General features: G+C 26.3%; 16 protein-coding genes. 8 read left to right on the plus strand and 8 right to left on the minus strand.

Going from position 1 to position 18,097, the window contains the following annotated elements; all coding sequences use genetic code 11:
• Positions 1–460 precede the first annotated feature (460 nt).
• Positions 461–1,981, minus strand: a complete 1,521-nt coding sequence (locus tag ACA134_RS00775; protein WP_409200292.1) for an IS1182 family transposase — start codon at positions 1,979–1,981, stop codon at positions 461–463.
• A 108-nt stretch (positions 1,982–2,089) separates the two neighbouring features.
• Entirely contained in the window at positions 2,090–2,626 is a 537-nt protein-coding gene (locus ACA134_RS00780) for a DUF3800 domain-containing protein (RefSeq protein WP_409200293.1), read from the minus strand.
• A 706-nt stretch (positions 2,627–3,332) separates the two neighbouring features.
• On the opposite strand from ACA134_RS00780, the gene ACA134_RS00785 reads away from it, so the two are divergent.
• Positions 3,333–3,680 (plus strand): ribbon-helix-helix domain-containing protein, encoded by a 348-nt coding sequence (locus ACA134_RS00785; protein WP_409200294.1) that lies wholly within the window; start codon positions 3,333–3,335, stop codon positions 3,678–3,680.
• A gap of 1 nt (position 3,681) precedes the next feature.
• Positions 3,682–3,858 (plus strand): hypothetical protein, encoded by a 177-nt coding sequence (locus tag ACA134_RS00790; protein ID WP_409200295.1) that lies wholly within the window; start codon positions 3,682–3,684, stop codon positions 3,856–3,858.
• Positions 3,859–3,870: 12 nt separating this feature from the next.
• On the opposite strand, the gene ACA134_RS00795 is transcribed toward ACA134_RS00790, so the two are convergent.
• Complete coding sequence (locus ACA134_RS00795) at positions 3,871–4,497, minus strand: TMEM175 family protein (protein WP_409200296.1); 627 nt, start codon at positions 4,495–4,497, stop codon at positions 3,871–3,873.
• A 3-nt stretch (positions 4,498–4,500) separates the two neighbouring features.
• Positions 4,501–5,811 (minus strand): phosphoribosylamine--glycine ligase, encoded by a 1,311-nt coding sequence (purD, locus tag ACA134_RS00800; protein ID WP_409200297.1) that lies wholly within the window; start codon positions 5,809–5,811, stop codon positions 4,501–4,503.
• Positions 5,812–5,912: 101 nt separating this feature from the next.
• On the opposite strand from purD, the gene ACA134_RS00805 reads away from it, so the two are divergent.
• Together ACA134_RS00805 and ilvN are read left to right on the plus strand one after the other, a co-directional pair.
• Positions 5,913–7,607, plus strand: coding sequence for an acetolactate synthase large subunit (locus ACA134_RS00805; protein ID WP_409200298.1), 1,695 nt, complete (start codon positions 5,913–5,915; stop codon positions 7,605–7,607).
• A gap of 3 nt (positions 7,608–7,610) precedes the next feature.
• Positions 7,611–8,102 (plus strand): acetolactate synthase small subunit, encoded by a 492-nt coding sequence (ilvN, locus tag ACA134_RS00810; RefSeq protein ID WP_409201106.1) that lies wholly within the window; start codon positions 7,611–7,613, stop codon positions 8,100–8,102.
• Between the two features lie 11 nt (positions 8,103–8,113).
• Here the strand turns inward: ilvN and ACA134_RS00815 are convergent, their stop codons facing one another.
• Complete coding sequence (locus ACA134_RS00815) at positions 8,114–9,502, minus strand: MATE family efflux transporter (protein ID WP_409200299.1); 1,389 nt, start codon at positions 9,500–9,502, stop codon at positions 8,114–8,116.
• A gap of 276 nt (positions 9,503–9,778) precedes the next feature.
• Between ACA134_RS00815 and ilvC the strand changes: the two genes are divergently transcribed.
• The 3 genes from ilvC to ACA134_RS00830 all read left to right on the plus strand — a co-directional run bounded on the left by ilvC (position 9,779) and on the right by ACA134_RS00830 (position 12,586).
• Positions 9,779–10,768, plus strand: coding sequence for a ketol-acid reductoisomerase (gene ilvC / locus ACA134_RS00820; RefSeq protein WP_409200300.1), 990 nt, complete (start codon positions 9,779–9,781; stop codon positions 10,766–10,768).
• Between the two features lie 185 nt (positions 10,769–10,953).
• Positions 10,954–11,142, plus strand: a complete 189-nt coding sequence (locus ACA134_RS00825) for a hypothetical protein (protein WP_409200301.1) — start codon at positions 10,954–10,956, stop codon at positions 11,140–11,142.
• A gap of 211 nt (positions 11,143–11,353) precedes the next feature.
• Entirely contained in the window at positions 11,354–12,586 is a 1,233-nt protein-coding gene (locus ACA134_RS00830) for a cation:proton antiporter (protein ID WP_409200302.1), read from the plus strand.
• A gap of 61 nt (positions 12,587–12,647) precedes the next feature.
• Here the strand turns inward: ACA134_RS00830 and ACA134_RS00835 are convergent, their stop codons facing one another.
• Positions 12,648–13,613 carry an HNH endonuclease gene (locus tag ACA134_RS00835; protein ID WP_409200303.1) on the minus strand — a complete coding sequence of 322 codons (966 nt, stop codon included), beginning with the start codon at positions 13,611–13,613 and terminating at the stop codon, positions 12,648–12,650.
• Between the two features lie 275 nt (positions 13,614–13,888).
• Here ACA134_RS00835 and ACA134_RS00840 point away from each other — a divergent pair, with 275 nt between their 5' ends.
• Positions 13,889–14,947 (plus strand): transposase, encoded by a 1,059-nt coding sequence (locus ACA134_RS00840; protein WP_409199331.1) that lies wholly within the window; start codon positions 13,889–13,891, stop codon positions 14,945–14,947.
• A gap of 216 nt (positions 14,948–15,163) precedes the next feature.
• Here ACA134_RS00840 and ACA134_RS00845 read toward each other — a convergent pair whose 3' ends face one another.
• Positions 15,164–16,705: a Mur ligase family protein gene (locus ACA134_RS00845; protein ID WP_409200304.1), complete on the minus strand. Its 1,542-nt coding sequence runs from the start codon at positions 16,703–16,705 to the stop codon at positions 15,164–15,166.
• On the minus strand, positions 16,683–18,095 hold the full coding sequence (locus ACA134_RS00850; RefSeq protein WP_409200305.1) for a Mur ligase family protein: 1,413 nt from the start codon (positions 18,093–18,095) through the stop codon (positions 16,683–16,685). Before ACA134_RS00850 ends, ACA134_RS00845 begins: the two co-directional genes overlap by 23 nt.
• Between the last annotated feature and the right edge of the window lie 2 nt (positions 18,096–18,097).

An 18,097-nucleotide genomic window follows, 5' to 3' on the forward strand; every position in this document is an offset into this window, starting at 1 on the left:
TAGAAATTTAAATATTTAATATTATTACTAATTAAAGTTTTCTATGAAAAATATTATAAACTTGTTAATTTTTTTAAAATATTCAAAATAACATTTATGAAACTGCTGAAAAATTAATTTGTGTTTTTGTGCTTTTACACACTTAAAAAAGATTTATATATTATTAAAAATCATATTATAATTAAGAGTATATAACTAAATAGTTGATATATTTTACAGATAAATCCTTAGAAATCGGCATTCGTATGTTAGTGTCCGTCATAATGGTTTCTAAGGTTCTGGCCTTATGGCATTATATTTTTTTTATAATTTACATTCTACTACATAACTATTTATTTTAATTAAATCTACAAATTCTGAATTATTTTTTTCATATTTTGAGGATGACTCATAAAAAATTAATTTAATTTTTTTTGAGTGGGTTTTGATTTGTTGTTTTTTGTTAATTTTTATTTTTATTTTAGTTGTTTTTGTTTTTTTCGTTGTGTATTCTTTTTAAATTGTGTGATATTCCTAGTAATTTGGCTTCGGTATTTGTTCTTCCTGTTCCAATTGTGTTAAATTCATTGATTCTTAGATTTCTTTTTATGTTTCCAAATGGCCATTCTACTGTTTTTGATCGTTTTTTATATATTTTTTGTGCCCATTCTTCTTCCATTTTTCGTAGCATTCGGATTTTAGATGAGTTTCCGTAATCTGTTATTCTTCTATATCCATTTTTAACACATTTTTCTTTTAATTTGCAGTTTTTGCATTCGTTGGTCCAGTAAACAGTTTTTGAAGGGTTTTCATATATTCCTTTTTGGTTTAAAATTTTTCCTTCGGGACAAATATATGCGTCTTTTTTTAAATTGAAAGTAAAATTATCTTTGGAATATGGATTATTATTATTCTTATTGTTTTTTAGTTTTCTTGAGAGTTTTCTAGTTGATATGTATCCATCTAATTTTTCTTCTTCTAGATATTCTATGTTTTCATCTGTTGAATATCCATTGTCGGCTGAAATTTGTGTATTTTCATCTAATGGCCCAATATTTTCTTTTATTTGTTCTATTTGAGGTATTAACTCATGTACATCTGTGGGATTGTTTGTTAATTCTATTGATAACATTATTCCTTTATATTCGTCTACTCCTATTTGTAAATTGTAATCAAATTCCCATTTATTCTTTTTATTGAGCATCCATCGACTTTCAGGATCATTTAAACTTATAGTTTTTTGATTAGTTTTTTCTAATTCCTTTTCTAATTTTTCTATTTTATTTAAAACTTTTTCACGATCTTTTTTACTTTTAAATGCTTGTTTTAATAATTTTTTTGATGATGATTTTAATTTTTCTTGGTTTTTAGACTCAGATGTCTCATTTTCTATTTTTTCAGAAATTTTATCAAAAGATTCTTTATCAATCAAACTTTTAGGAATAGAATTACCTGAATCATCACCTAACAACTTATCTTCTTCTTCATCTAACTCAATACTATCATTTAAAATATTTTTAAGCATTTTTAATTGCTCTTCATCAGTAATATTATTAATTGATGCTTTGGCTTTAATTTTAGTTCCATCAATCGCAATATGATTAATTTTAACTAAACCTTCCTCTTTAGCAATCAAAATACTTTTTTGAAAAGCTACATTAATTAATTCTTTTTCTTCAACTTTAAAACGATTCAATGTCCTAAAATCAGGTCTTTGCAACCCAGCAAGATACATATAACTAACATCAGTTCTTGAACGACGCTCCAATTCCCTACCAGACAAACCACCATCAAAAGAACCCATCAAAACCAACCGTAAAAGCATCTTACGAGAATAAGCATGAGCACCAGGATTAAAACGATATTTATCATCAACATCAGTAAAATCCATCCTATCCACAACATTTTGAACCAAATAACAAGGATGATCATTAGGAATCAAATCCCTCAAATCCATTGGAACCAAAAATTGCTGATTAATAGTATCATCTTTTAAAACCATAAAAAACACCAACAAAATTTAACAAACAACTAATTAAATATTGTACAGCATTATATATAAAATTAACGAAAAATAAAAAGAAAAAACAAAATAATTATGAGTCAACCTCTATTTTTGAAAGTAAGACCAAGCTATGATGTCTGCAAACTGTAGTCCACTTAATTTAGTTGAATTTTCATGTATAATGCTAACTTTAAAATTGGAATCTAAGTTTTTTTTAAATTCTTCATTAAATTTACCTATTTGATTTTTTGTTTTAGATTTGTCAATATAAATTTCTAAATTAGAGTTTTGTTTTATAAGCTTAGCTATTTCAGATGCTAACGTATCATATAATAAATCATTATTATTAATGTTTGTCCGATTACTTATATTTTCCTTATTTAAAACAGCTACTAATATATTATATTGTTCTTTTTTATTATTTAATTTGTTAATTGAATGTTTAATAATTTCGGGCGGCATATCATATCCTTTTAATTCAATTATCTTTTTTAACTGTTTTTTGTATTTATGCCTTCTCATATTTTTTATAATATTATTTAAATCATTGTAATCATTTTTAACTAATAAAGCAACTATTATCAAATAATCAGAACCGTATAAACCAATATCTCCACTTTCATCAATAAACAAATAAATCATGATTAATCCTCAATATATCTATATAAGTGGATAGTTTTCTTATTTTGCTTTTATTTGAGTTAAAATTTATTATATAATCATGAAAATTAATTTTAGATAAATAAATATATTTAAATAGATTTTTGAACAGTATTAAAAATTATCGGATAATTAATAAAATTGTATTTAAAATAGATTATACTTTTTTAAAAATGGAGTTTTTTATGCTTTTACACAATTAAAAAAAGATTTATATATTACATTCAATTCCATATTATTAGGAATATATTACCTTTGGTTAGATATATTTTACATATAAATCCTTAGAAGTTGGCACTCGATGTAAATGTCCATTATAATGATTTTTAAGGTTTTAAACCTTAAATTTTATTTTATAATTTAAAATAAGATAATTATTTAGAGAAATTTTTATTTTTAATTTAATATTATTACTAATTAAAGTTTTCTATGAAAAATATTATAATCTTGTTAATTTTTTTAAAATATTCAATCACATAATATTTTTGAAACAATATTAAAATATAATTTAGTATTAATATTAATTATTTCTTCAAATAAAGTTTTATTTAGCTATAATTTTCATTATTTTTAATAAAAAACTTAAAATAAATTGTATTTCCTTCAAAACAGATAAATTATTTGATATAAATAAATTATAAGCAATCAAACAAAAGTCTTATATATGAGACTTTACATAATATTAATCATGTCGCCTATTACAAAAGGAAAATCGAACGAAAATAAAAGCATTTCTACTAAACTTCCTTTATTAGATCAAGATGAGATAAATAAATTAGTAGATGCAGGTGCATTTTTAAGTGTTTCAGACTTTGTAAGAGAAGCCATTAGGGAAAAATTAGAATCATATAAAATAATTAATATTAGAAATGTTGATTATAAAACAGCTAAAAAAGAAATATTAGGTTATTATAAAATACATAAAGAAGCTTATATTTCAGATGTTGCAGATGATTTAGAATTTGATTTAGAATTAGTAGTTAATATAACTAATGAATTAATAAAAGAAGGTAGACTTGGAGATATTGAAGATTAATATGAAAATATATACTGAAGAAGGAGCTGCAATAAAAGGCAATATAATAACAGCAGAAGCAAGAAAAATAGGAAAACCAACAGTAATAGCAAATTCGAATAGACACAAAACTAATAGAATAGTTTTAAAAGATAATGTTATTTGTGTTATTAATAAAAAATTAAAATATTTAAAATAAATAATGATATTATTAATCATTATCTTTAAAAAACTTAATTTTAGGAACTGAATTTGATAACATAATCAAAAATGCAGGTATTAATAGATAAAATAAATTTGTAAATGATGGATCTATTATTGATATAACAATATCGATTATTGAAAGTATTATTATAGATATTGGAAACCATAGGAATATATTGATATTAAAATCTAAATTTTTCTTAAAAAAATCTTTTTTATAAGCATAATAAATATTAATAAAGTATAATAATCCAATGAAAAATATGTTTATTCCAAAAAAGAGTTCAGCATACATAGAAGTTCCAAAATTTGCAACAAGTGAAACTGAAAAAGGTATTAAACAAATAGTCATTAACCATAAGATACTTGTCCATACTAAAGTTTGATCTATTTTTTCAATTAAAAAGAAAGAATGGTGAGTAAGCCAGAAACATCCAAGTAAAATAAAACTAATAAAATACATGGATATTTTTGGAATTAATGATATTATGTAGGTATTTACATCTGTAATGCCTATATTTTCTGGTGATGGAGCTTCAATACTTAAAACAAGTATTGTCATAGCTACTGCAAATATTCCATCTGTTAGACCTTCAAGTCTTGAAGTTGGTATTTTGGAAAATATACTTCCCATATTTTAACCTAATATTTCTTTCATATGTTCAACACGTTTTTCAACTAATACAGGAGTTCCAACATCACTTCTGTGATATACATTGCCTTTAACAAATTTACAAGCTTCTTCAGCTATTTTTTCTGCTTCAGATATTGTGTTACTCTTTGCAACTATTCCTAATGCTCTTGAAGAAGATAAATGAATTCCATCATCTTGTAAATCTACTGCAGCATAAAATACTTTAGCCCCTAAATTATTAATAGCTTCTTCATCAACTTCAACAATCTCTCCAGCATGATTAGTTTCTGGATATCCATCAGGAACAATATATTTACATACTGTTGCTTTATCTTCAAAATCAGCACTTGATAATGTTCCATTTACTATATCTTTACAAATTTCAATCATTGGAGTTTTAAGAAGAGGCAATACATTCATAGCTTCAGGATCTCCAAATCTTGCATTATATTCAATTAATCTTGGACCATCTGAGCATAACATAAATTGGCCATAAAGTATACCTTTATATGGTGATGCTTCTTCTTTAATAGCTTTTAATGTTTTATCCATTATATGAACTGCTTTATCATAATCATCTTGTGATAAAAATGGTAAAAGTCCACCTTTATCAGTGTATGAACCCATTCCGCCAGTAATTGGCCCTTTATCTCCATTGAATGCATGAGGATGATCTTGAGCTGCAGGCATTGGTATTAGATTTTCACCATCACAAAATGCTTGAATAGTAAATTCTTCACCAACTAATCTTTCTTCAATAATAACTTGTGCAAATCCACCCATAGCATTATCCATAACTTCTTTAGCATATTCTTTTGCTTCTTGGTTATCTTTTAGGTGATCACCAACTATTTTAACTCCTTTACCACCAGTTAGACCAACAGGTTTTACAACAACATCTTTATCAAAACTGTCTAAAAATTCACTTAAAGGTTCATATTCATCAAAAACCTTATAAGTTAATGATCCTTCAATTTTATAATCTTCAAACAACTTTCTCATAAATGATTTATCTGTTTCAATTTTAGCAGCATTTATATTTGGACCAACACAAGAAACTCCAACTTCTTCTAACTTATTAACAATTCCTTTACCTAAAGGAGCTTCTGGACCTATAAAAGCAATTTCAATTTCTTTTTCCTTTGCAAATTCAGCTACTTTTTCTATTTCAGATTCATTGCCTTGTTTATATTCAGCAATTCTAGAAATTCCTGGATTTACCTTACTCATATAAGAAAATAATTCAACATCATCTTTCAATGTATCACAAATTGCATGCTCTCTTGCACCTGTTCCAACTACTAAAACTTTCATTATAATTCTCCATCAAAATATTACTTAGTGTTATGTTTATATAATTTTGATTATAAATATTATTATACTTTATAAAAAAATTGTAAAAATAGGTCGTTTAAATGAAAGGTGGAGAAGCTATTATTAAATCTCTAAAAGAACAGGGAATAGATACTATATTTGGATATCCTGGAGGACAAGTTATTCCTTTCTATGATATGTTATATGGTGATGATTTAAACCATATATTGGTAAGACATGAACAATGTGCTGCTCATGCTGCTGATGGATTTGCTAGAGCATCCGGTAAGGTAGGTGTGTGTTTGGCAACATCTGGACCTGGTGCAACTAACCTTGTAACTGGAATTGCTACTGCACATATGGATTCTTCTCCTATTATTGCTATTACAGGACAAGTTCCAACCCATTTAATTGGTAATGATGCTTTCCAAGAAGCAGATATTATGGGTATTACAATGCCTATTACAAAACATAGCTTCCAAATTAAAGATGCAGAATTAATTCCTTCCTTAATTAAAACTAGTTTTGATATTGCATCTAGTGGAAGGCCTGGGCCTGTTTTAATTGATGTTCCAAAAGAAATGCAAGAAAAGGAACTTGATAATTATTCATATTCTTTAATTGAAACACCAGGATATAAACCAACTACAAAAGGTAATATCAAACAAATTAGAAAAGCTTGTGATGAAATTAAATCTGCTAAAAAACCTATTATACTTGCAGGTGGAGGAATCATAATAGCTAATGCAGCAAAAGAATTAAATCAATTTGCAAAAATGATTGATGCTCCAGTTATGACCACTTTACTTGGTAAAGGTGCAGTTGATGAAACTGAAGATTATTCTTTAGGTATGCTTGGAATGCATGGACGAAAAGTAGCTAATTTGTCTGTTAATGAAAGTGATTGTTTAATAGCTATTGGTTGTAGATTCTCAGATAGAACTACTGGTAAAATTGATGAATTTGCACCAAATTCTAAAGTTATTCATATTGATATTGATCCTGCTGAGATTGGAAAAAATATGCCAGTTGATATTCCTATTGTAGGTGATGCAAAAAATATATTAAATTCATTAATTAAAGAATTAGGTTCATTTGATGGTAATGAACATTCTAAAAATTGGTTTAATACAATTAGTGCTTTAAAACATAAATATATTCCAAAAACAACTTATGGTCATTGTCCATTAAAACCTCAAGAAGTTATAAAAGAAATTACAGAAGCTATTGGGCCTGATTCTATTATGACAACAGATGTAGGTTTAAATCAAATGTGGGCAGCTCATTTTCATGCCGCACAAAAACCTAGAAAATTCATCTCATCTGGTGGGCTTGGCACAATGGGATTCGGTTTTCCTGCAGCTATTGGTGCTAAAGTTGCATGTCCTGATAATCCAGTTATAGCTGTTACTGGTGATGGTGGATTTTTAATGGTTTGCCAAGAACTTGCAACTATTAAAGAATATGATATACCTATAATCATTGCAATATTAAATAATAGAAAACTTGGTATGGTTTATCAATGGCAAAATTTACTTTATGATAAACGTTGCTCTGAAACAGATTTAGGTGAATCTCCTGATTTTGTTAAATTAGGTGAAAGTTTTGGAATAAATTCATTGAGAATTACTGATCCAAGTGAAACAAGAGAAGTAATAAGTAAGGCAGTTAAAGATAATGAATCTATTTTATTAGATATTATTGTTGATCAAGATGAATTTTTACCTATGATTCCACCAGGTGCTACTATTACTGAATATCTTGGTGAATATAGACTTGAAAATGAGGATTTATGAGGGATTATTATGGAAAGCCATGTTATTAGTACATTAGTTGAAAATAAGCCTGGAGTCTTACAAAAGGTTGCAAGTCTCTTTACAAGAAGAAGCTATAATATTGATAGTATAACTGTAGGCCAATCTGAAGTTGAAAACTTAGCTCGTATGGTTATTGTAGTTAATGGTAATGAACAAGTATTAGAACAAGTAACAAAACAACTCAATAAGTTAGTTGATGTTGTAAAAGTTAAAGATCTAGATCAAAAAACTTTAGTTAAAAGAGAATTATGTTTAATTCAAGTTAAAGTAAATAATGAAAGTTCAAGATCAGAAATTATCCAATATGCAAATATCTATAATGGTGAAATTATTGATGTTTGTGATGAGAACATAACATTAGAGGTTACTGGTAATCCTCAAAAAATAGATTCCTTAATTAATCTTTTAAAACACTACGGAATAATTAAAATAGCTAGGACTGGACCTACTGCAATTTCCAGAGGAAATGGATAAATTAGAAAATTTTAATTTTCTACATTTCCATATTTTTTTATCATATCTTTTTTATAAGTGTTTAAGAATATTTTAGACCAAATATAAGCTAGCACACAACCTAGACCACATCCAAATACTACTCCTATATACATTCCTACAACACCCCAACCAAATACTAGACCAAATAAATATGCGAATATTGATTCAAATATTAATGATCTAAATACAGTTATTATAAGTGAAGTTAAACCTCTTCCAACACCTTGGAAAACCATTGAAGGAACAATACCTACAGGTAATACTATTAAGAAAAATGCTAAATATCTTAAAGCTTCTGTTATTTGTCCTGTTAGAGCAGCACTTGTAGAGGTATATGTAAATATTGAAGCTATATGTGGTGCAAATATAAACATTATTCCTGCAAATAATAAAGATATTAAAATTCCTAAGATTATTGTATAGCTAAAACCTGTTTTTAGTTTATTATAATTATGTGAACCATATGCTGCACCTGCTACAGTTAAAACAGCTGTGCCTAATCCCATCATTGGAATCATAAACATTTGTAAAATTCTCATAGCTGCAGTATATACTGCTACTGCTACTGTTCCACCAGCTATAACTAGCATTGCATTCATTATAAGTCCTAAAATAGACATTACAAAATTTTCTGCAGTAGAGGGTATAGCTACTTTTAAAATATCTTTCATTATAATCCATTTAAATTTAAATGATCTAAGGCTTAATGAGAGATATGTATCTTTTTTAACCCAAATCCAATATGCAAGTACAATACAAGCTATTAATGCTGATAATATTGTAGCTATTGCAGCTCCTGCCATTCCCATATTTAATGTATATATAAAAATTGGATCAATTATTATATTTAAAATTGCAGTTATTGCCATTGCATTCATAGCTCTTTTGACATCTCCTTCAGATCTTAAAATAGCTGAAGCTACTGATGAGAATAAAATTACAAATACAAAACCAAATACAATATATCCATAATCAAGTCCTGCTTGTGTTGCTTGGCCTGCACCCATTAATAATAGTATATTCTCTAAAAAAGGAAGTAAAACTATTGGGGCGATAATTGATATGATAATTGTAAAAATTATTGCATGTACTGCTGCATTATCTGCTGTTTTTTTATCTTTAGCTCCAATTGATCTTGCAATTAATGAATTAGCTCCTGCACCAATTCCATTTCCAAGACCAATAACAACCATGAATAATGGTGTAATAAATCCTAGTGCAGCTAGTGCATTTGAACCAAGCCCAGCTACCCATATACTGTCTGCTAAATTATATGCCATAATAAGAAACATTGAAACCATCATTGGCCATGCTAATGTTCTTATTGCTTTTTTTGGATCTCCTGTTATTAAATCGATATTAGAATTATTATTAGACATTATTCACCTGTAAAATTTATAAATAATTATTTTAAAAAGTGTTTTCAACAAATTAAATATTAAAAAAATAGAAAAATAAATAAAAATTATCCTATTCAAAATTAAATTATATTAATATAAAATTTGTTTTTTAGAATATATAATACTTTTCTTATTTTCAGATTTTTATAAAATTAATATAATATAAGGTCAATTTCAACAACTTTTATTAATTACAAAAACAATAATTACTAACATATATTATTTTTATGAATTAATTTCTAAGGAGAATAAAAAATGAAAATGTATTATGATAAAGATGTTGATGAAAATGCTGTTAAAGATAAAACAATAGCTGTTATTGGTTATGGTAGTCAAGGGAGAGCTCAATCTAGAAACATGGCAGATAGCGGATTAAACGTTATAGTAGGCCTTAGAAAAGATGGTTCTTCATGGAAATTAGCTGAAAAAGATGGAATGAATGTTAAAACCATTGAAGATGCTTCCAAAGAAGCAGATATAATTCATATTTTATTGCCTGATGAAATTCAAGAAAGAGTTTACACAGAACAAATTGAACCTTATATTGAAGATGGAAACACTTTATCCTTCTCACATGGATATAATATTCACTTTGGATTAATTAATCCAAGTGAAAATGTTAATATTATAATGTTTGCACCTAAAGGTCCTGGATCCATGGTTAGAAGAACTTATGAAGAAGGTTTTGGAATCCCTGGACTTGTAGCTATTGAACAAGATGCAACTGGAGATGCATTACAACTTGCATTAGGAATGGCAAAAGCTACTGGTTTAACTAAAGCAGGAGTACTTGAGACAACATTTAAAGAAGAAACTGAAACAGATCTTTTTGGTGAACAGGCTGTTCTTTGTGGTGGTATTACAGAGCTTATCAATTCAGGTTTTGAAACTTTAGTTGAAGCTGGATATCAACCAGAAATTGCTTACTTTGAAACATGCCATGAAGTTAAACTTATTGTAGATTTAATTTATGAAAAAGGTTTTGAAGGAATGTGGAATGATGTTAGTAATACTGCAGAATATGGTGGATTAACTAGAAGAAACACAGTTATTACTGATGAAGCTAAAGAAGGTATGAGACAAGTATTAAAAGATATTCAAGATGGAACATTTAAAAAACAATGGGCTGATGAGAATAAAACTGATGGAGCTAATTTAAAAGAAATGAGATCTGCAGAAGGAGCTAAAGATATTGAAAAAGTCGGTAAAGGACTTAGAAAAGCTTGTGGATTACAAAAAGATTAAATTAACTTCTCTTTTTTTATTTTTTTATTTTTTTAAAATCAAAATTATTATAATAATAGCTAATTTTTATTAAACAGATTTATTTCTTTTTTATTCGATAATTTATCCAATATTATTAAGTTTATAGCTAAAATAACTTCTATATTTAAATATTTTCTAAATTATAATGATATTCGTGATTAAATATGACTTGTACAACAAAAATATCTAAATATAATAAAACCACAATACCTCCAAAAATAGTTAAAAAATACAATTTACAAGCTGGAGATACAATAATTTGGAATAGAATTGATAATTATAAAATAGAATTAGAATTTATTAAAAAATCTGAATTTGAAGAATTCTCAAACAAAATCAATGATGGTGTTTAAAATAGTATAATATTAATTTATTAGTAAAAAATAATTTTTGATTTAAAATTAAAAATTATTTACTTTTTTTATAAAATATTTCATTAAAATGAATACTTTTAAATATTAAGAAATTATTAATTTATAGTTGTATGTCATTTTAGATTAGAATGATTTTTATATTCATTCTATGGGGATTATTTTTAAAAAACATGGGCGTTGATGTGGTAAATTGGAAAGTATTATATTTAATTTAGGTATTATTTTAGTATTAGGAATAATAACAATCAAATTATTAAATAGACTTAAAGTTCCTTCCTTTTTAGGATTTTTACTTATAGGTATTGTCTTAGGTCCTTTTGGATTAAACATGATTGACGATGCCTTTTTAGGTTTAAGCCAAGAAATATCGACGCTAGCTATTGTTATTTTACTTATTAGAGCAGGATTAGGATTAAACAGACAAGCTATTAGTAAAGTAGGTCGTCCTGCTGTTGAAATGAGTTGTATTCCATCAATTGTTGAAGGATTATCTGTAATGGTAATAGCTCATTATATTTTAGGGATTTCATTTATAGAAGCAGGAATGTTAGGTTTTATTTTAGCTTCAGTATCTCCTGCTGTACTTGTACCAAGAATGCTTGATTTTATAAGACGTGGATATGGTACTAAAAAAGGAATACCATCACTTCTTCTTGCAGGTTCAGCTGCAGATGATGTAGTAGCTATTACTATATTTTCAGCATTTTTAGGAATGTATGGAGGATCAAATATCAATGTAGCTGGAGATATCATTGGAATTCCAATATCAATTATATTAGGAATATTAATAGGTGCTGTTTTTGGTTTAGGAATACTATTTATATTCAAAAAATGGGATTTCTCAAGTACAGAAAAATTACTCATTGTATTATCAATTGGTATTTTATTAAATTCATTTGGTGAATTGGTTGAAAATTATATTCCTGTTGCAGGCCTTGTTGGTGTAATGGTTGTAGGATTTTTAATTGTTGATAAACTACCAAAAATTGGAAAAGAATTATCAGATAAGTTCTCACATATATGGTTCTTTGCAGAAATTATTGTCTTCTGTTTATTAGGTGCTCAAATACAATTAAACATTATTCCTGAAATATTTGTTCCTGGAATGATAATTATTACATTAGGTTTAGGTGCAAGAGCAATTGGAGTATTTATTTCCCTTTTAGGCACAGGATTAAATCATAAAGAAAAACTATTTTGTATGGTATCTTATATTCCTAAAGCTAATGCTCAAGCTACAATAGGAAGTTTACCTTTAGCTGCAGGAGTTGCATCAGGTGAAATTATTTTAGCTATAACAGGTATTGCTATTATTTATACTGCACCAGTTGGAGCAATTTTAATTGAATACTTTGGTCCTAAATTAATGTCTCATGATGAAGCAGAAGAAACAGAAGAAGAAAACGAAGGAGTTTATGCATAAACTCATTTTGTCAATTTAAAATTAATATTAAATGTGCTGATGAAAAAGAAATAGATAAGTATTAGGGATATACCCATTTATATTTTTTTGCTTGAGTATTTTTATTTTTATAAAAAACCAACATTCCTTCTTTTTTATTATATAAATCAGCATTTTTTGTAATTATTATTTCACTAAATATTCCAAATATATAAATATCCAGTTTTTGAATATTATTTTCAGGAATTCTAAAAATAATAGCATGTATTACTTCCCATTCATCATCACCTTCATTAAACTTAATTTTATTCATGTTACTTATTGTATTTTCTGTCATGAGGTAAAATAAGGGATTATATTTTTTTTCAAATCCATTTATGGACAATTTAGAAAGTAATACTTTGTTAATATCCTCACCGATAATATCATCTAAATATTTGCTCCCATAATAATCTGTGGCTATTTCATAAGCAATTTTCAAAATAAGTTTTTTCATTTCGGGTCTTAAAACATCATCTTCTCCATCTTTAATAAAAAATTCTTTACCATCATTAGTTTTAATTTCCTGATTATTAAAATGCTTTTTCAGTATTTCTTCATTATCTTTAGATAATGTTTTATCTATTTTACTAAATTCTTTTTTAATAAAAGGTTTAACATATTCCCAAGACATTGATGCATCTGTAATGTTAATGTGAAATCTATTGTTTCCATATTTTTCAATTTTTACTAATGGGGCCATATAAATTTCGCCATTTTTATTTATTTTAAAGATTAAAGGAATACCTGTATTAGATTCGATTATTTCTCCGTCTTTAATTAAATTTCTGTATTTTTTATGTCTTGATTTAATTTTATATAGTCCATTTAAAGTATCAAATAAATCTCCTTTAATTTTAGACTCGATTGTATCAGACAAATGGATGTTGCATTCTTCACATAAGTTATGTATTGTATAAGACCCACCTAATGTTTTAGGGATGATATGTTCTGAATTAAAATTAGTTTTTTCTTTTTTGCACAATATACATTTTTTATTATTAACCATATTGTATTACAATATATATTTGATTATATATTATAGTTTATTTTTTCTTATTGTACTTTTTTAATTTCTTCTAGTGTATATATGAAAGAAAATTTTAGCCATCTATTTTTTTAATTAAAATTAAATGATTTTGTGTTCTTATTTTTATCAGTATTTATGTATTTTCTGTTTGTATTTTAAAAATACATTTTTATAATTTTTTAAAATTAGTTTAAAGGGTTGTTCAGTCCATAATTATATATAAGATGAGTTACAAAGTATAATTGGCGATTATAATGAAACATCACCTTAATTATGTAAAGAACGACCCAAATTATATTTTATTAGATAAAATATTTAAAATTATCGATTGCACAAATAGTCAGAAAATAATGGCTTCATATGGTATTAAAAACATTAATTTGTTCATTTTATGTTTAAAAATTATTTTTACAGGTTTATTTTTTGATTTAGATATTAATTTCATTGTTAATGATTTAAATAATAGTTTAGAACTCAGACAATTCTTTAATATTAGTAGTGTTCCTAAAACAAGTCAGATTTATAACTTTTTTGGAAAAATTTCTGAGGATCAAATTCTTGAAATTACAAATAGGATATTAAAAACATTTAAATTACATCGTAGAAATAGAAAAATGACTTATATTATTGATGCAACTCCCGTAGACTTAAATTTTAATGTTAAAAGAAAAAAAAGAAGTAAAGAACATTTAAAATCACTTGATCTGAAATGGAGTTATTCAAGCTCGCAAGGTTTTTATATTGGATTTAAAGCAACAGTAGTGATAGAATATGAATCTGCAATACCTGTTGCTATTTTAATACATTCTGGAGCAAAACACGATACAAAAATATTTGATGAAATATTACAAGAACTAAAAAGAAGACGTTTATTAAAAAAAGAAGATACAATAATATTTGATAAAGGATATTACAGCTACAATAATTATATTCATGGAATTGCAAAGTACAACATTGTCCCTTTCATTTTTCCAAAAGGAAACATTAAAATAGAAAAATTAGAAGGGTTATTATCCTATCCATTAGACATCTATTCAAAAAATAAAGACACAAAAAAGCTCAAAAAGTCTTACAAAAACAATGCCAAAAAATTAATCCAATTAATCAAAAAATGGAAACAATATAAACCAATAAGAGGAAAAATCGAAGATTTTTTTAAATTATGCAAACAAGGATTACATTTAAAGAAAATAAACAAATATACACCAAAATCAGTGAAAAAAATCACAATCTTAGGAGTATTTTTAGCAGGACTAATTACAACAATCGGTTATAACAAAAAAACAGACCTACAAACTCTTTCAGAATCATAAAAAAAATAGACCCCTAAAAATTTACTCTAAAGAAATTTTTTTTATGTGTATATTTTAAAGTTTTGTTTTAATATTTATAATATATTCTAAATATTTAACAGTCCTTAAATAACCTCAGAAAAAAATCATAATATAAAAAAAACATAATGAATGTAATTAAACATTATTCAAAAGATATTTGTCCTTTGTAATGATGTGAGTTTATGCATAAACACACTATTTAAAAACATCTTTAAATTTTATTGCAGCTTCACCAATAGCTATAATCGTTTTACTATCAGTTTTTAAAGCTTTCTTAAAGCCTTTTAAAAGATCTTCTTTACTTGCCCCAAGAGTACCTTCTTTATTAAAATTAGATTCACTTAATATTATTTTATCTTTTAAAGATGGATCTTCATGGATTTTTAACTTAGCTATTTTATCTGATGATTTTGATACAGGAATGATGTATTTTGCAAAGTCTAATCCAAGATCAAAAATTATAGAATCACCTTTTTGACCAGACTCAGAAGATACTGTTAAAATTAGTGTAAAATCACCATAAATTTTTTTAAATTCTCTTAAAACAGTTTCTACTCCTCCTGGATTATGAGCATAATCAACAATAACTTTTTTATCATTAATTATTCCAATAGTTTCCATTCTTCCTGGAACACCAGTAAAATTTGAAATAGATTTAAGAATTTCATCATATGGTATTTTTAAAAATTCATGAGATGCAATAATGGCTCCAGTTACATTAAAAACATTATGTATACCTTCTAAAACCATTTCAACTTTAAAATCACCTTCTGGTGTGTTTAAAATAAATGAGTTATTGTTTAAATCTATGTTTTTAGCCACATAATCAGCTTCAATGTTTTCTAATCCACAATTAAGACAATGATAATAACCTGAACCTGATATAATCTCATCAATTTTTAATTTTTTACCACAAGTACATTGTTTTGTGCTTTTATTAGAAATATCTCCTTCAACTGAGAAAGTTATAAGATTCCCTTTAAAATCATGATCTTTTAAAAGTCCCATTATTGTTGGATCATTAGAATTTACAATAAGCTCTTTACCTTCTAACTCTTTAATCATTTCTCCTTTAATATTAGCATAGCTTAAAAAGTCTTTACCCAGTTCTAGGTGATCTGGTGTGATATTAGTTATTATTCCACAATCCATCTTTGATAGCTTTACTGTTCGAGCAATACTTCCCTTATCTCCAAAAGTACCTACCTCTAAAATAGCTACATCACCATTTAAAAGACTTTGTAGTGCAGGAATATATTCAGCATTTCCTTGCATATTTAATAAGTTATGTTCAGACGGTTTTAAACCATAATCTTTAGAAATAGTTTTTAAAAGACTTATTGTAGTTGTTTTACCATTAGTACCAGTTGCACCTATAACTGGTTTATCAGGATTAAATAATCTAAAAATATCATCAAGTTCTATAATAGGAATATTTTTATCTTGAATGGTTTTATATAAATCAATTGATTTAGAAAGACCTGGAGGATAGAAAATATAATCAGATTTATTAAAAAACTCTTCTGGATGATGCTCATAGAAAATTTCTATATCATAACCATCTAATGATTTTAAAAATGTACAATCTTCTTTTTTAGATAAGTCAGTACCTATAACATTATATCCTTTATCTTTTAATATTCTAGATACTAAATTTCCAACGATTCCACAAATCCCAATGACTCCAAAAGTAGTTTTATCTGTAAAATCTTCTTTATTTATACTTTTTAGCTCCACTTTCAATTCCTTCTTTAATTTTCCCTGTTACTGCTTCTCTTGATGCTGCTATTGAAGGACCAATATGTAAAATTACATCACCTTTTTTAGAATATTTAAAACAAAGCTCAGCAGCCTCTTCAATAGTTGGGCAAGCTATTTTTTTAACATTTGGATTTTGAACTCCACTTAAAAGTTCTTCTGCTGCATCCATTTCAACAGTTCTTTTAAATTCATTATATCCACTAGCTATTATAACATCCGCATATTTTCCGCAGAGTTTACCAACGTCTTTTTTATCTCGCTCTGTAGATGTATCAAAATGATCTATAAATAAGACTAAATTATCATTTGTAAAATATTCTAAAGTTTTTTTCATTCCTTCTTCTAGGAAAGCTGCATCTAAAATGACTTTACGTCCATTATAATCTCCAAGGTATTCCATATGGACAGGTAATCCTTTAAAGTCTGTAAGTGCATTAATAATATCTTCTTCTTTAAGTCCATATAATAAAGCTATTGAACTAGCTGCAAGTGCATTTTCAAAGAAATAACTCATCATATGATAAGTAGATGTAAAATCTCCTTTCATATCATTAAATGAATAGCTAATATTTAATGCTTCTTTTAGTGCTTTACCTATAAAATTAACTGTATTTTCATCTAAATCTTCAACCATGCTGTAGTAATAGGCATTTGGATTAACAGGAGATATAATATCTCTACATTTATTATTTGATATGAACTTATCAGAGTTTTTCTCTAAAATAAGTTTCCTTTCAATGTATTTATCTAGAGATCCTCCAAATTCATCTAAATGATCTCCATTAAGATTTGTTAAAAGACCAATTTTCATAGGAAGTGTTGAAAGTAATCCTAATGTCCCATGAGGCATTTCAAAAATAGCTATATCGCAATTATCTGGCTTACCTTCAATAATATCATTAACAATAGCTTCACTTAAAAGATTGTATACTAATGAAGAACATGTCCAAGTATTATATCCTGCAGATTTAAATAGGCTTTCTGTTAAAAAACTAGTTGTAGTTTTACCCATTGTTCCTGTAATTCCAATAATATCTACATTAATTAATGAAGATACCATATCACTAGCTTTTTCATTTGATAATATTTTAATATTAGAGTCTAAAACATTTTTATAAAGTTTGGAATCTTTAGATATTGTTGGTGGAAGATAAACTAAATCATAATCATTAAAATCAACATCATTATTTTTAAATTTTATATTAATTCCTTCATCTTTCATTAACTTTAAAAAGTGTTGTGCATCTTCATTAAAATCTGTGAAATCTTTAGAATCAACTATTGTAACTTCATTATTTTGATAATTTAAAAGTCTTCCAACAGGACGACCTGCATTTCCTGCTCCTATGATTATACATTTTTTCATAT

It is taken from the genome of Methanobrevibacter sp. DSM 116169, from assembly GCF_046197865.1.
Taxonomy (GTDB): Archaea; Methanobacteriota; Methanobacteria; order Methanobacteriales; family Methanobacteriaceae; genus JAHKLT01.